Raw genomic sequence first — 14,974 nt, forward strand, 5'->3', positions numbered from 1 at the left:
CAATCCTCCAGCCATGGTGCAATGGAGGCATCCGAGGGCCGCAAGCCCGGAGATGTCGGTATGAATCCGCACACAAGGGGTAGCTCCCCTGAACGGCCGAAAGGTCGGTGGTAGGCGCAGTGCCGACAGTCGTCACGCGACAAGTGATACGCCACACTTTAAAAAAGGCAGCTATGCTGTTCGACCCCGCTCGGCGGGGTGGATACGAGTCGAACCAAGGGCCGCAAACCCTTGGATAATGGCTCCAACGGAGCAGCACGCGAGGTGTAGTCTCAGCCCTCGCATTCCATTTCAAAGACGCAGCCTGCATGACGAGGCTGCGCTCCATTTTCAAAGCTCATGTAGTCCAATAGCAGAGACACGACGTCGAGAACGTCGCCAGTGCGGGTGCGAGTCCCGCTGTGAGCACCATTCACGGTCCAAAGCTTAGACAGCGAAGCAGCCGGCTTTTAACCGGCATAGCAGGGTGCATGTCCCTGTGGACCGACCATTTCAACGCCTGTTGGTGAAACAGCATCACGTCTGGCTTACATCCAGAAATCGAGGGGGCAGCACCTTCATGGGCGACCATTTTTCATTGCAACCATTTACCATGAGCATTGCCATCACACCCGACATCCACCTGAGCGCCATCACGGCGGCAGACGCTGCAGACATCACCGCTCATCTGCAGGACCACGAGGTCAGCCGCTACACTCTGCTCATTCCATATCCCTACACGCTGGAGATGGCTCACGAATGGATCGCGGGCATAGCGGATGATGTGCAGCGGAATGGGAGGTATACTCTGTGGGCCATTCGGGAATCAACCGGGCGAATGATCGGCGCGGTCGAACTTCATCCCGGGAGCGCAGGAAAGCAGCATGTCTCCGAGATCGGCTACTGGCTGGCGAAACCCTACTGGGGACGCGGCATCATGACGGCGGTTGTTAAAACCGTCGTGGGTCGTGGTTTCCGTGAATATGGTGTGCGACGCATCACCGCCCCCATCTTCGCACCGAATTCAGGCTCCGGACGCGTGCTGGAGAAAAACGGTTTTGTCGTGGAGGCACCGCTTCTGCGCCTGGCCTACCACCGCGACGGCCAATTTTACGACGGACGGCTTTACGCGCTCGTGCGCGAAGAGTGATGTCACAAGCATTTTGCGGCAGTGAGAACGGAGTTCCTTCGTAGCAAACAGTACAGCACTGGGTGCGAGCTCAGACATGCGGGTGCGAATCCCGCCGAGATGCCGGTCCGCCGGCGTCACAGCACTTCGTTCGACTTCCTCCATAATCCTTTTTCGACCTCATCTCAATACATCCTATGAAACACCAGCCCACCTAGCCAGCGCATCTTCCCGCTGGCGTCATCCTTGTTTGGAAGATCGCTGTCACATCCGTCCAGCGTGCCCGTTCACGGGCAGATCGAACGGATGATGATTCGATGATTCCTTTATGAAACTCGAACATCTCGAACGTGCGTTTGAATCCATCGGTGCACGGCTTCGTGTGGAGGCTCCGGCTCGCAGCCGGGGCGCCTCTTCGGGATACTCGCTCGACATCGGTCATGACCGACATGGACAGTTCTTCGCCCTTCGTGGCGATGATGTGAGCCTTGCGGAGGTGGAGTTCTCCCTGCTGCACAAGCAGAAGGATAACCGTCACCTGCTGCTCCTTGTGAAAAACGAGGAAAGCAAACGCAAGGACCGCTTTTTGTGCGGTCACGATGAGCGCGAATGGTTTGTCGCCGCCGTCCCCAGCAATGCATCCACCGTGGTGCAGGCCAAGGAGGCGCTCAAACCAGCTCCCGTGCGTGAGGCGCAGGCTCGCAAGAACCTGAATGCCCGCCAGGCCAACACCCGCCACAACGCGGCCTTCCGCCGTCAGGGTGAGTGGTTCTTCGTGCCCGTGGAAAAACCACTGGTCGTAGATCCCAAGCTCATCCTGCGTCACGAGCCCATCTCCCGCGGAGGCGGCAGCAAGCCGCACCTCGTGGAGCAGCTCTACCGCACCGGAGGCGAGGTCGTCTATGTCCACCAACAGCATCCACGCGGACTCACGCAGAAGCAGTATGACAACCTGCTCCTGCGCCGTCCTGCCGCGAAAAGCTGGCCATGGCGCCAGATGCGCCGAAACCCCGGTGTTTATGCCCGGGGCTCGATTCGTCACGCCGACCATGCCACCATCGTGCTTCACGACTGGCACCAGGTATTGATGAACGAGGAGCACCGTGCTCCTTCGCGCAGCAATCTGGCCTTCCTCGATTGATTCAATCCGACACGTTCAATCCCTGTGCGTGCGGCATGCTGCAAGTGTGCCGCACGCATTTCAATTTTTTTAGCACACGATTCTGAGGCAGCGAGGCCGGGGATACTCCGGAAATCGTGGGTTCAAATCCCATCACTCTGGCAACAGGGTGAAGCCCTGGCCGGTTTTCTCCTCAGATTCTCTTTTTCAATTTCGCGGCAGTGAAGACAGGATTTCTTCGCGCAAACACCAAACTGAAGTGCGACTGCCCATGAGTTGGGGGTCGGTGGAAACCGGCACCGGGTTCGATTCCCGGCTTTCTCAGTTAGAGCCTGTCTGCTTTTCTCCGCGATTCTTTTTTGGGGCAGTCAGATCAGGGATACTTCGAATGAAAATCGACTGGTCGCAGGTTCGAGTCCTGTCAGGTGCCACCAGGCATCTGTAGCTCAGTGGTAGAGCAGTTGGATGTTAACGCATCCGTTCCTTGGTCACCTTTCTCCCCAAAACCTTTTCCGAAATCAAGAACACCATGCGGCAGTGATGCCGGGGTTACTTCGGGAGCCGGTCTGCTCGCAAGAGCGCCGGCGGCTTATCACGGGCCGTCTCCCTGGCAAACTTTCTCCGCATACCACCCAGCAAACCAACATCATGAAATTTAACTTCCTCAAGAAACGCCCGCGTGCTGACACGCTCAACCTCGCGGGTGGCGAGGCCTTTATCGAGTCGCCTAAACTCGAACTCGCCTCCCTCATGCTCACGTCCATGCTCAAGGATGAGTTCTACCGCAGCGGCGATGCCACCGCGCAGCGCCTGCGTGAGCTGATCTCCGCTCAGAGTGATAAGTGCTTCGTGGCCAAGGCCGCGCTCTATGCCCGCAAATCCGCCGGCATGCGGAGTGTGAGCCACTTCGCTGCGGCGGAGCTGGCCAAAAGCGTGAAGGGGCAGTCGTGGACGTCGCGGTTTTATGACCGTGTCGTGCATCGTCCGGATGACGCCATCGAGATCCTCGCCTGCTACCGCGGTGCGCATGGGAAAGTGATTCCCAACTCGCTCAAGAAAGGCCTTGGCCGCGCTCTTGCGCGTTTCGACGAGTATCAGCTCGCGAAATACCGCAAAGACAGTGCCGACCTTTCGCTGGTCGATGTCGTGAATCTCGTTCACCCGCCTGCCACGGAAGCCTTGGGAAAGCTCGTCAAAGGCACACTGGCCGCTGCCGAAACTTGGGAAACCAAGCTCACGCAGGCCGGTGCCGCCGCGCAGAATGACGATGCTCTTGCCTCGCTCAAACGCGAGGCATGGTCGGAGCTCATTCGCACGCGGAAGCTGGGTTACTTCGCCCTGCTACGAAACTTGCGCAATGTGCTCGAGGCTGCTCCAGAAGCTGTGAACGAGGCGCTGGCGATGCTGCGTGATGAAAAACTCATCCGCAAATCGCTTGTGCTGCCGTTCCGCTTTCAGACGGCGCTCGACGCCGTGCAGGCCAGCAATCTGCCGCGTGCAGCCGATGCCCTGGCTGCCCTCAGCGATGCCGTGGACATCTCGCTCGCGAACGTGCCATCCTTTCCAGGCCGCACGCTTGTCGCGCTGGATGGCTCCGGTTCCATGATGGGCCGGCCGCTGCAGATCGGTTCGCTCTTTGCCGCCACGCTGCTGAAGGCGAATGACGCCGATGTCATTCTTTTCAGCGACAGGGCCAAATACGTCACGCTCAACAAGCGCGACAGCACGCTCTCGCTGGCCCAATGGCTGCAAGGCCAGGCGCAGTCGGCGGGAACCGACTTCCACTCCATCTTCCAGTGCGCAGACCGGGCGTATGACCGTGTCATCATCCTCTCTGACATGCAGGGCTGGGTGGGACACCACGCGCCCGTGGAGACATTCCGCTGCTGGAAGGCGCGCCATCGCTGCGATCCGAAAGTGTTCAGCTTTGACCTGAACGGCTACGGCTCCCTGCAGTTCCCAGAGCGCCAGGTTTGCTGCCTGGCCGGCTTCAACGACAAAACGCTGGAGACTCTGAAGCTGCTGGATTCCGACCCAGGCGCCCTGATCCGCATGATCGAAGCCGTGGAGCTATAACACCAACCACACACCCGGCCCGCCGCCCATTCCGGGCGGCGGGCCTTTCATTTTACCACTCCCTAGAAAAGGAGGTTCACCATGCAAAACAACGAAGTCTCTCAGCGCGTCCGCAATGCGCTCAACCGTCTCGAAACCGAACAAGATGTCCGGGTGCTTTATGCCTGCGAAAGCGGCAGCCGTGCCTGGGGTTTTGCGTCCCAGGACAGCGACTACGATGTGCGCTTTCTGTACGTGCACCGTCGTGAATGGTATCTCTCCATCGAGAGCCGGCGCGATGTGATCGAGGAACCGCTGACCGATGAACTCGACGTCAGCGGTTGGGAACTGCGCAAGGCACTGCGCCTGCTGCGGAAAAGCAATCCGCCACTCCTTGAATGGATGAAGTCACCGATGGTGTACCATCGTGATCCGGACTTCACCCGTGAGTTCGAGGAGCTGGCCGGGATGTTTTATTCGCCGCGCCGCTGCTTTGCTCACTACCTGCACATGGCATCTGGCAACTGGAAGAGCTATCTGGAGGGCAGGGATCAGGTCAGCCTGAAGAAGTATCTCTACGTCCTCCGGCCGCTGCTGGCGTGCCGCTGGATCGAGCGTTCGCTGGGTCAGGTGCCCATGCTCTTTCAGGAGCTGGTGGATGCCGTGCTCGATGAGCGCGAAGTCCGGCTGGCCCTGGAGGCCCTCCTTGTCCGCAAGCGCGCTGGTGATGAACTCAGCAAGTCCGCGCCTGATGCGGTGCTTTCGCGCTTCATTGTCGCGGAACTGCAGAGGCTCAAGGCGCTGAACGATCCTGAGGACGCCATGGGTGACCTGGATGAACTCGACCTCTTCTTCCGGCGTTACGCTTTGAAGAACTAGCAGGGCCAATCATGCCCAACCCGCAGCCTGGAAGGATGGCAACTCCTTCCAGGCTGCAAATTTACCCCAAAGAACGAACATCGCTGCCGGGAGGACCGTGCCCGTCTTTCAACATCTCATTTTATCTCATCATGCAAACTCAAGAACTCACACGCCTTGGCGTGAGCCAGGGCGCAGCGCTCAAGTCTGGTATGGAATTCATTGCGAATTTCATCTCCCAAGGCGGCGAGTCCGCGCGCCTGGAGGAAGAACTTGGTGCCATCATCTCCAAGCCGGAATCATTCCTCGGCGATCCTTTGCGGGAGGCCTTCGCTCGTGATTTGTATGCGCCTGCCTACAAGCAGCGTGACCAAATTGCGCCCTGGCATCAGTGGGGCGTCGGCCTCGATGCGAGTGCGGTGCAGCAGCTGGCGAACGCCTGTGCGCTGCCAGTCGCCGTGGCGGGAGCACTCATGCCGGATGCTCATTCTGGTTACGGCCTGCCGATTGGTGGTGTGCTGGCGACGGAGGATTGTGTGATTCCCTACGCCGTCGGTGTGGACATCGCGTGCCGCATGCGTCTCACGGTTTATGACCGCAAGGCCAGCACCATTGCGGGGCAGAAGGACCGACTGGCGAACATCATCGAAAGTGAAACCCGCTTTGGCATGGGCTGTGAGTTCAAGCAGCGCCGTCAGCACGATGTGATGGACGAGGACTGGAGCGTGTCTCCGATCACGCGTCGTCACAAAGACAAGGCGTGGGCGCAGCTCGGCACCAGCGGTTCGGGAAATCACTTCGTGGAGTTTGGCTCTTTTAGCGTGTCGGCAGATGATGCCATCGCGTTGAAGGAGTCCGGCTTTGACATCAAGCCGGGCGAGTACATCGCGCTGCTTTCTCACAGCGGTTCACGCGGTGCGGGGGCGCAGGTGTGCCAGCACTACAGCCGCATCGCCATGGACCGACGCTACGATTTGCCGAACGAGATGAGGCACCTCGCGTGGCTTACCTTTGAGGAAGAGGCCGGTCAGGAATACTGGGCGGCCATGAACCTCATGGGCCGCTACGCGGAGGCGAATCATGCGCTCATTCACAAGCACATCGCGAAGAAGGTGGGTGCTCATGTCATGCTCGACATCGAGAACCACCACAACTTCGCATGGAAGGAAACGCATGTGGTGAACGGAGAATCCCGCGAAGTCATCGTGCACCGCAAAGGTGCCACACCTGCAGGAGCAGGCGTGCTGGGAGTGATCCCGGGCTCGATGGCGACGCCGGGCTTTGTGGTGCGTGGCAAGGGGAACCCCGAGTCACTCCATAGCGCCTCTCACGGCGCAGGTCGTGTGATGAGCCGCAGCCAGGCGCTGCAGAGCTTCGCCTGGGGAAATGTGAAGAGACAGCTCGCCGCCGCAGGTGTCGAGCTGCTCAGCGCCGGTCTTGATGAAGTGCCGGGTGTTTACAAAGACATCCACAGCGTCATGGCCGCGCAGACAGATCTTGTCGAAGTGCTCGGCAAGTTTGAGCCACGCATCGTCAAGATGTGTCCGGCTGGAGAGAAAGCAGAAGATTAAAAAATGAAGTTCAAGAAAGGTATGAAAGACCTCCTCACCAAATCCACCGTCCTGGTGCTCAACCGCAACTGGCAGGCCATCGCCGTGAAAACGCCGCTGGAGGCCTTCAGCATGATCGCCACCGGGGCGGCCACAGCGCTCGACATCGAAGCGGACGGAAACATTCGTCCGGTGACATGGAAGGAATGGCTGGGCCTCCCGGTGCGTGAAGGCGACAACGCCATCGGCACTGTCAACGGTCCGGTGCGTGTGCCTTCCGTGCTGGTGCTGGCCCGCTATGACAGAGTGCCGAAGAAACGGCCCAAGTTTGGCGTGCGCGGCATCTGGGAACGCGACGGCGGCCTGTGCCAGTACACCGGCCGCAAGCTGCGCCCGCACGAAGGGAACATCGACCACGTGGTGCCGCTTTCCCGTGGCGGGCCCACCTCCTGGGAAAACTGCGTGCTTGCAGACAAGCGCGTCAACAGCCGCAAAGGGAGCAAGCTGCCTGAAGAGGCCGGCCTGAAGCTACTGCGAAAACCTGCCGTGCCCCGGGAACTGCCCGTCACGCACCTGATCCGCAACACGCATCAGGTTCGGGATTGGGAGATGTTTCTGGCCAAATGACCTGTGCCGCCGGGGCAACCCGGCGGCATTTGGGCTGTTTTGAGGAGGAGAAACGATCTTGGCACTTGGCAAACGGCCAAGACTCGCCAGCATAGCTGTCCAACATCAAGGAACGATCACCAAGCGTGTGAGTTCCTTCGTGCCGAAATTCCAACTTAGGAGCTGTGCATGAATGAAACGTTGACCAAAACGACCGTACTGGTGCTGAATCGGCACTGGCAGGCCATCGACTCGAAAACGCCCATTGAGTCCTTCAGCATGATGGCGGCGGGCAATGCGACCGCGCTGGATATCCAAGCCGCGGGCGATATGCGACCTGTGACCTGGGAGGAATGGCTGAAACTGGAAGTGCGCGAAGGCGACAACAGCATAGGCACCGTCCATGGTCGCGTGCGTGTGCCCTCGGTGCTGGTGCTGGCCCGCTTTGACAAGGTGCCCAAGCGCCGCCCGAAATTTTGTGCGAAGGCGATCTGGGAACGCGATGGCGGCATGTGCCAGTACACGGGACGCAAGCTGCGCCCCCATGAGGGCAACATTGATCACATCGTTCCCGTCTCCCGGGGTGGCGCGAGCAACTGGGAAAACTGCGTGCTGGCCGACCGCCGGGTGAACAGCCGCAAGGGGAACAAACTGCCCGAGGAGGCAGGTCTGAAACTCCTGCGGCGTCCCGTCGTGCCACGCGAGATTCCCGTGACGCATCTCATCAAGAACCACCACCGTGTGCGGGACTGGGAGATGTTTCTCGCAGGCGGGACCGGCGTGTTTGAGGTTTAAAGGTTGAACAGCCAAAAGGGCAAGAGCAGCTCTCTGAGCGACTCCTGCCCCTTTGACGAATTTCGAATGTGAAGCTCTGACTCAGCTCAGCTTGGCGCCCACCTTCTTCAGCATCGCTTCCAGCATGCGGCCGTATTTGATATAGCTGTCGTACTGCTCCTTGGCCTTCTGCTCAGGGGAGAGTTCATCCGCAGCACCTGCGCCGTGGAAGACGACGGCCACGTGCGGTTCGATGCTGATGTAGCCAGTGTAGCCGGTATCGACGAGGTCCTTCATGATGCGCTCGGTCTGGCCTTCGCCTTCGCCGGGGAAGGTGTAAACGGCGTCGTTCTTGGTTTTGTCCCAGATGCCGTCTTTGACGTGCACATGGGCCATGAAGGGCTTCACGGCCTGATACATCTCCCACGCATCCTGCTTGTGGCCGGGCTTGTCGCGGTCGTCGATGAAGACGGGGTTGCCGGTGTCAAAGACCCACTTCATGCCGGGAACGGCCTCGGCCATGCGCTTCACGTAGGTGGGGCTCATGCCGCCCCAGTTCATGCAGTTTTCATGCACCACGGTGAGGCCGGCGTCGGCGAAGCGTTTGTTCACTTCGTTCATGCGCTTGATGCGCTCGGGGGCAAACTGCTCCTCCAGATCCTTGCCAGCTTCGTCCTTGCAGACGGCGTAGCTCATGACGCGGATCAGCTTGGCGCCAAGGCGCTGCATGCGGGGGATGGCACGGCCGATCTCGGCCTCGGTGATGCTGAAATCGTCGGTGATTTTTTTGGCCCAGTTGCCGATGAGGGAGCCGAAGCCGCTGACCTTCATGTTTTTCTCTTCAAGGCGTGCCACGACTTTGTCGAAGGTGGCGTCGGGGATCTCATGCAGGTTGCCCTTCACTCCGTCGAATTCGACGATGCGTGACTCGATGCTGTCCCAGCCGAGTTCCTGGTGGGCCTGGATTTGCACATCCAAGGATGCGCCTGCTTCGTCTGCGATGCCGGTGAGTTTGATCATGGTCGGGGGGATGGGGATACGGTAGATGGGATTGATGGATGCAGAGGGCTGGAGCGCAAGGTTTGGCTTCGACAAAAAATGACCGGCTGAGGGAGGGCAAGTGGGGCCAGCCGTTATTCTCGACAGGGGAGGAGTCTTTTCTTGAACTTGAGCGGGGGGGCGTCATACCTGAAAAATGGCCGAACCAATCTCTGGCTCTGAACATCACATAGCCAACAGCGTTTCCGGCCAGCACTCCGGACTGATGATCCTTGGTGGCGGTCCGGCGGGGCTTGCAGTGGGGCACTTTGCGCGCAAATCAGGACTCGAATTTCAACTCTTGGAGGCTTCATCCCGGTTTGGCGGCAATGCGACGACCTTTGTTGAAAACGGATTTCGTTTTGATTCTGGGGCGCACCGGCTGCATGACCGGGACAAGGCCATGACGCAGGAAGTCAAAGCTCTGCTCGGAGATGATTTGCTTGAATGCAACATTCCGAGCCAGATTTATCACCATGGGAATTTTGTCGATTTTCCGCTGTCGCCGTTGAATATGATTCGCGCGCTGGGCGTGCCTGCCAGCGTGCGGGCATTGGGCTCTTTTATTTCCGCGAGGGTGTCGCGACGCAGCGCATCGCAGTCATTTGAGAGGCAGGCGATCCGGGCTTATGGCCGTGACATCGCGGATCGTTTTTTGTTGCGTTACTCTGCCAAGCTGTGGGGGTTGCCCTGTTCGCAGCTTTGTCCTTCCGTTTCAGGCAAGCGTCTGCAGGGCTTGGATTTGCGTACGTTTTTGCTGGAGGCGTTTCGTGGCAGGAGCGCCAAATCTGAGCACCTCGACGGCCACTTTTATTATCCTCGTCATGGCTTTGGCATGATCACGGAAGGACTGGCCGCTTCTTGCGGGCGGGAGCGACTGAGGGCCAACGCACGCGTCACCGGGATGCAACATGATGGCCGGCGCATTCTTTCGCTGCAAATCAACGGCGATGAAAACGTCCCGGTGGAGCGCATCATCAGCACCCTGCCGCTGCCGCTGATGGCCCGTCTGCTTGCTTCTGGGCTGCCAGCCTCAATCCAAGATGACGTCGCAGGACTCAAATTTCGCAATGTCGTGCTGGTGGCCTTGTATTTGAACAAGCCTTCCGTCACGAAGGTGGGATCAGTGTATTTCTCCGATCCGGATTTCCCCATGACGCGCGTCTATGAACCTCGGAACCGCAGTGCTGCCATGGCACCAGCTGGTCAGACCATGCTGGCGGTCGAAATTCCGTGCAATGCTGCCGATGAGGTGTGGCGGCAGGCTGACGCCGAACTGGTCCGTCTTGTGGCGGACAAGCTCAAAGTCTGCGGCTGGTTTCACGAGGATGAAGTGCTGGGGGGCTGTGTGAAACGTCTTCCCGCCGCCTACCCGGTTCTCGAAGAAGGCATCCGGGAGCGGGTGCAACGGATTATGGATGCGCTTTCCCGGTTTGAAAATCTCACCATTCTGGGCCGCAACGGAGAATTCCGCTACACTCACACGCATGACATGCTGCGCGCCGGGCATGATGTGGTGGCTGCATTGGTACAGGCGCAACAGCAGACATGAAGGCCAGCGCTCTTGAAACTCGGACGACCCGGCAGGTTCGCTGGATTTGGATGATCCTGCTGGGGTGTCCTGCTGCCGTTTTGCTGGGGTCCTATGTACTGCTGGCACTGCATCATGGGGTTTGGAATGTATTTCCAGTCGTGGTGCATGAGAATGGTCGTTACACCCTCACGGAAACGATTTTCTATTTCAGGCATTTCGTGCGCGAACTGCCAGTGAACACCTTGATCGCCATGGCGCTGGGGATGCTGGCGGGGCTGCATTCGCCGCTGGAGCAGGGCAGCTCCGCACAGTCGGGAAAAGCATGCCGCCATGCTGGTCTGGCCGCTCTCCTGATGGCGGCAACTGCGATCACCATCACCTGGGTGCAATACGACCGGAACGAAGCCTGGACCGAACTCGCCCAGTATCGCACACGGGATGAACTGGCCGATTTTGGTTCCCACTGGCGCTACCACCTCCTGCACATCGTGGACAGCTTCCTGTTTTGCATGGGCATGCTGCTGGTGAGCCGAGGGCTGACAAATGCGGGTGGTTTGAATCGAAGAGCGCTCGGCTGGCTGGCGGTCCTGGAGGTGGCTTTTGTCATGATCACCCTGGGATTTGGATCGCCGCTCAGAGCGCTGACAGATCCGCTCTACCTCGCGCATCAGGCACGAGAAATCGAAACTCACCGGTTATTGACGCTCTGTCCGGCGCTGGCCTGCTTGTTGTTGCTTGATCTGCGGCTTGCTGCTTCATCCAGGCTGCCAGTGGTCAATTGGAGGATGATCTGGCAGGGGGTGGCCTGGATTGTCCTGGCCACGCTGATCCCGCTTTGGATTGTCTGGCGGCTGAAAGAGGTGAACATCGGCTCCCTGGCGCAGCGGCAGACAGGTCTGTGGCAGCTTGCTGCAGCGCACCATTTTGAACATCTGCTGGACTCTGTTTATGTGACTTTGCTCTCGGCATGGGCCTATCTGAGACTGATGCGCAGGCGCACCTCTGCCCATTCACCATGAAGCGTTCTTTGTTCCAACCCTGGCTGATGCGGATCATTCGAGTGGGCGCCGTGTTGTTTGCCGCCGCTTTTTTGGGTGTGGGAGCATTCTTTGCTCTGAGTGAACCCATGGGCTTTGATGGAAATGTGCGAAACGCGTTGTCCGGTTCACAGGATCTTCTGCTGCGTCACAATGAGGTGCGCATGCTCCTGATGGGGGAGAATATTTATCAACTCGATGCGTCCAAAGACCTCAATCTGCGCACCGCGACCTTGCTTGGCGCGGGCCAGCTTGTAGGCGCAGATTACTTTCCATCGACCCTGCTGCCAGTTCTGCTGATGGCCAGGCTGCCTTTCAATGCAGTCAAAACATTGTGGCTCCTCATCAGCCTGGGGTCATTGGTGCTGCTCGTTTGCACCATGCGCTGGATGATGGCAGCGGGCGGCCCATGCAATGGGGATCAGATGCTGATGACCTGTCTCTGGATCTGCGGCATTCCATTCTGGAGCTGTCTTGCCATGGGGCAGGCGTCCATTTTCTCAGTGGCGCTCACCCTGGCTGCATTTCGTGCCGACTGCGCCCGGCGGCCCATGCTGGCCGGAGTGCTGCTCGCCTTTGGGGTGTTTAAATATGCGCTGATCTGGCCCTTGGTGCTGTTTTTCTTCATCATGCAATGGCGCTGGCGCTGCCTGCTGGTCGGAGGGGTCATTCACGCTGGAGTGCATTTGGTTCTATGCCGCATCATCAACGCGAATCCGATCACGATTTTCGCGGATGTCCTCAGCGGCAACACGAGGGTCTTTAACAGCAACAGCCTGCTGACGGTCTGGATGCCGTTTCGCTCATGGAACGAGATGTTTCCGAACCTTGCTGTTCCGGTTCAGCTCTGTGGATCCATGCTCCTGTTGTTGATGCTGGGCGGGCTCCTGTGGCTTTGGCTGCGCAGAAAAAAAACCGACCGCCACAACTTGATTCGATGGACGGCGGTGTTGCTCCTGCTGTCCCTTCTGGCGGTCAGCTCGCGAATTTTTTCCCACATGTATGGCCTGCCAGTGCTGTGGATCGCCTGCTCTCCCGCCCACCCTTCGCTGTCATGGTTCCAGCGATTTCGTCTCATCACTTGGCTTCTCTATCTTTGCTATGTGCCCAGCGGAGTGGATGATCTCGGCGTGTCGGAGCAGGTTCTGCAGGCGTTACGGATTGGGTTCAATCTGGTTCTCGCCGCTCTGGCGGTTGACCTTGGCAGTCTGCTGTTAGCCGGTGAACGATCTGCTGCTCAGCCCAGCAAGGCGGCTGCATTGCGCTCTTGAACTGCCTGCGTTTGCACTGGATCAAGCGCGGACTCCTGCATTTTCAGCCGGGCGGACTCCCAGTAGAACACGGGGGCGAACGAGCCGAATACGAGCCGCTCCAGCGGCCAGGTCTTGAGCAGGTTTTCCACGCCGCCCACGCCTTCGATCATCGCGAAATCGATCCACACGTTCGGGCATTCCTGCAAATGGCGCAGCAGCATGGCGGCGTTGGCATTGAGCAGCATGATGCGGGATTCCTTCATCTCCTGCAGGATGCTTGAGAGAGGCTTGAGATCGACCGGAGCCACACGCACCTGCGGGTTTTGAGTGCGTTCATCTTCCATCTGAACCACGAGCTGAATCAGCAGACGGTGCTTGGCAGCGAGAGGGAGGAGCTGGCGAAAGGCCGGGGCTTGCAAGTCGTAGCCGTGATAGTTGGGATGCAGGCGAACCACGCGCATGCCGTGATCCTCAGCGCAGCGTTTGACGTCATCCTGCCAGTCTGGCAGGGAGAGATTGATGGTGCCGCAGGGGCTGAGAATGGAGGTTTGGCAGGCTTTGGCGAGCTCTCGGTTCACATTGGCCACGTCCCGCCGCAGCAGGCCTTCAAAGGCGCCGGTCCAGGCTTCCGTCACGCCGCGCTGGGTCAGACGTTGAATGAATTTCTGGGGATTTTCAGCGCCAAGCTGCCGAAACGGATGGGAGCCCAGATAAACATGGCAGTCAGTCAATTTTGACTCTTCCGCCGCGCGCAGGGACGTGGCTGCAAGCATGGCGCTGGAGGTCAGCATGAAATTCCGGCGATTCATGCCGGTAGTTTGAACGATTCGGGGGCTGTGAAAAGCATTTCCTCCTGCCTTGCGCTGTTTTGATGTGAAGGTAGCCTACTGACACATCAAGATGAACTGGTACTACAATAACGCAGGCGCAGCCGAGGGTCCGATGGATGACCTGGCGATGACCGAGCTGGTCCGTGCCAAAAAGCTCTCTTCGGATTCTCTCATCTGGCATGCGGGACTGGAGGCATGGCAGACGGTGGCCGCGCTGGCACCTGCGTGGTGGACGGCATCGTTGCCGACCCCTGCAGGCCGACCTGCGCCTGTGGCGACCAAGAAACCTGCTGAAGAAAAATCTGACTCTGTTGTTCGCAGGCTGGCCGGACCGAACGCCCCAAACACTGAAGTCGCCGAGACCAAAACCGGCGGTGGGTTCCTGAGGCGTCTCTTTGGCTTCGGCAAAAAGAAGGACTGACCTCACGCCTTGATACCTTTGGCCCGCAGGATGGGCAGCATGAGGTTGCGCAGGTTGTCGCAGAAGATCTTTTGTTTGTCGGCATCGCTGATCTGCGCGCCGTGGACTTTCGCCAGCTGGCTGGCGAAGCTGCGGCCACCGCAGTCGCTGCCGTAGATGACGCGCTCAGCGCCGAGCTCACGCACCGCCATCTCCGTGAAGCCTGCGGTAGGATCTGAGCCGGCGAGATCGGCATAGAGATTGGTTTGGGCGCGAATGGCGCGAATGCCCAGCTCCCAGGTGCCGCCGGTGTGGCCGCAGATGATGGGCACATCTGGAAAACGTTTTGCCAGCGCGACGAGTTCGTCCGGTGTCGATTCACCTGGATAATTGGCGGTGGTTTTGAACCAGGTGTGCTGGAAAATGACGGCTTTCAGTTCAGCGGCGCGGCGGATGATCGAATCGATGGCGGCCACGTTGCATCTTTCCGCCACCCAAAGCTTCACGCCCACCATCGGGCCGTTGGCCACGCAGCGTTCCAGTTCGGCGAGACTTTCCTGGGGGTGCTTGGCGCTGAGATAGACAAAGCCAAAGGCGCGATCGGGGAACTTTGCGATGGCGCGCAGCACTTCATTGTTCTGCTGCACTAGATCGGCGGGGGAGGGGTCCTGAGACCATTTCAACCCCATGTAAACGCATAGCCGCTCGATACCCATGCGGTCGGCATAAACGAGCAGCGCCTTGAGGCGTTCCTCCGGGGTGAGACCGGGGACTCCGGACATGTGGCAGTGCAGATCCCAAATGCGCATGC

Annotated in this window: 14 protein-coding genes and 2 tRNA genes; 13 read left to right on the top strand and 3 right to left on the bottom strand. The window is 59.0% G+C overall.

All coding sequences use genetic code 11. The features are described from left to right. The first annotated feature begins 335 nt into the window (after positions 1 to 335). The 9 genes from AC3RLQ_RS29225 to AC3RLQ_RS29265 all read left to right on the top strand — a co-directional run bounded on the left by AC3RLQ_RS29225 (position 336) and on the right by AC3RLQ_RS29265 (position 8,092). Positions 336 to 411 (top strand) — tRNA-Leu (locus AC3RLQ_RS29225). A gap of 181 nt (positions 412 to 592) precedes the next feature. Continuing rightward, complete coding sequence (locus tag AC3RLQ_RS29230; protein ID WP_493032266.1) at positions 593 to 1,129, top strand: GNAT family N-acetyltransferase; 537 nt, start codon at positions 593 to 595, stop codon at positions 1,127 to 1,129. 307 nt (positions 1,130 to 1,436) lie between these two features. Continuing rightward, positions 1,437 to 2,249, top strand: a complete 813-nt coding sequence (locus tag AC3RLQ_RS29235) for a hypothetical protein (protein ID WP_493032268.1) — start codon at positions 1,437 to 1,439, stop codon at positions 2,247 to 2,249. Between the two features lie 343 nt (positions 2,250 to 2,592). Next, a tRNA-Ser gene (locus AC3RLQ_RS29240) sits at positions 2,593 to 2,658 on the top strand. A gap of 218 nt (positions 2,659 to 2,876) precedes the next feature. Then, positions 2,877 to 4,304: a TROVE domain-containing protein gene (locus AC3RLQ_RS29245; protein WP_493032271.1), complete on the top strand. Its 1,428-nt coding sequence runs from the start codon at positions 2,877 to 2,879 to the stop codon at positions 4,302 to 4,304. An 81-nt stretch (positions 4,305 to 4,385) separates the two neighbouring features. Beyond that, a complete protein-coding gene (locus AC3RLQ_RS29250) occupies positions 4,386 to 5,162 on the top strand; it encodes a nucleotidyltransferase domain-containing protein (protein ID WP_493032273.1) in 777 nt (258 codons plus the stop codon). A 131-nt stretch (positions 5,163 to 5,293) separates the two neighbouring features. After that, positions 5,294 to 6,712 carry an RtcB family protein gene (locus tag AC3RLQ_RS29255; RefSeq protein WP_493032275.1) on the top strand — a complete coding sequence of 473 codons (1,419 nt, stop codon included), beginning with the start codon at positions 5,294 to 5,296 and terminating at the stop codon, positions 6,710 to 6,712. A gap of 21 nt (positions 6,713 to 6,733) precedes the next feature. Beyond that, the gene (locus AC3RLQ_RS29260) at positions 6,734 to 7,318 is read left to right on the top strand and encodes an HNH endonuclease (RefSeq protein WP_461526633.1); all 585 of its coding nucleotides are present in this window, start codon (positions 6,734 to 6,736) and stop codon (positions 7,316 to 7,318) included. Between the two features lie 168 nt (positions 7,319 to 7,486). After that, positions 7,487 to 8,092, top strand: a complete 606-nt coding sequence (locus tag AC3RLQ_RS29265) for an HNH endonuclease (protein ID WP_493032277.1) — start codon at positions 7,487 to 7,489, stop codon at positions 8,090 to 8,092. Between the two features lie 81 nt (positions 8,093 to 8,173). Here the strand turns inward: AC3RLQ_RS29265 and AC3RLQ_RS29270 are convergent, their stop codons facing one another. Continuing rightward, positions 8,174 to 9,091 (bottom strand): sugar phosphate isomerase/epimerase family protein, encoded by a 918-nt coding sequence (locus tag AC3RLQ_RS29270; RefSeq protein ID WP_493032279.1) that lies wholly within the window; start codon positions 9,089 to 9,091, stop codon positions 8,174 to 8,176. A gap of 244 nt (positions 9,092 to 9,335) precedes the next feature. Between AC3RLQ_RS29270 and AC3RLQ_RS29275 the strand changes: the two genes are divergently transcribed. From AC3RLQ_RS29275 to AC3RLQ_RS29285, 3 genes are all read left to right on the top strand, one after another. Continuing rightward, positions 9,336 to 10,661 (top strand): FAD-dependent oxidoreductase, encoded by a 1,326-nt coding sequence (locus AC3RLQ_RS29275; protein WP_493038785.1) that lies wholly within the window; start codon positions 9,336 to 9,338, stop codon positions 10,659 to 10,661. Beyond that, positions 10,658 to 11,662 (top strand): hypothetical protein, encoded by a 1,005-nt coding sequence (locus tag AC3RLQ_RS29280; RefSeq protein WP_493032281.1) that lies wholly within the window; start codon positions 10,658 to 10,660, stop codon positions 11,660 to 11,662. The genes AC3RLQ_RS29275 and AC3RLQ_RS29280 overlap by 4 nt, the downstream gene beginning before the upstream one ends. A 191-nt stretch (positions 11,663 to 11,853) precedes the next feature. Then, a complete protein-coding gene (locus AC3RLQ_RS29285) occupies positions 11,854 to 12,951 on the top strand; it encodes a glycosyltransferase family 87 protein (protein WP_493038787.1) in 1,098 nt (365 codons plus the stop codon). Here the strand turns inward: AC3RLQ_RS29285 and AC3RLQ_RS29290 are convergent. Further along, entirely contained in the window at positions 12,918 to 13,742 is an 825-nt protein-coding gene (locus AC3RLQ_RS29290) for an amidohydrolase family protein (protein WP_493032283.1), read from the bottom strand. The two genes, AC3RLQ_RS29285 and AC3RLQ_RS29290, sit on opposite strands and share 34 nt — an antisense overlap. A 91-nt stretch (positions 13,743 to 13,833) precedes the next feature. Here AC3RLQ_RS29290 and AC3RLQ_RS29295 point away from each other — a divergent pair, with 91 nt between their 5' ends. Then, on the top strand, positions 13,834 to 14,184 hold the full coding sequence (locus AC3RLQ_RS29295; protein ID WP_493032285.1) for a DUF4339 domain-containing protein: 351 nt from the start codon (positions 13,834 to 13,836) through the stop codon (positions 14,182 to 14,184). A gap of 2 nt (positions 14,185 to 14,186) precedes the next feature. Here the strand turns inward: AC3RLQ_RS29295 and AC3RLQ_RS29300 are convergent, their stop codons facing one another. Next, a complete protein-coding gene (locus tag AC3RLQ_RS29300; protein WP_493032287.1) occupies positions 14,187 to 14,945 on the bottom strand; it encodes an amidohydrolase family protein in 759 nt (252 codons plus the stop codon). Positions 14,946 to 14,974 lie beyond the last annotated feature (29 nt).

The sequence above is a fragment of the Prosthecobacter sp. GW821-HT29F12 genome (assembly GCF_058803405.1).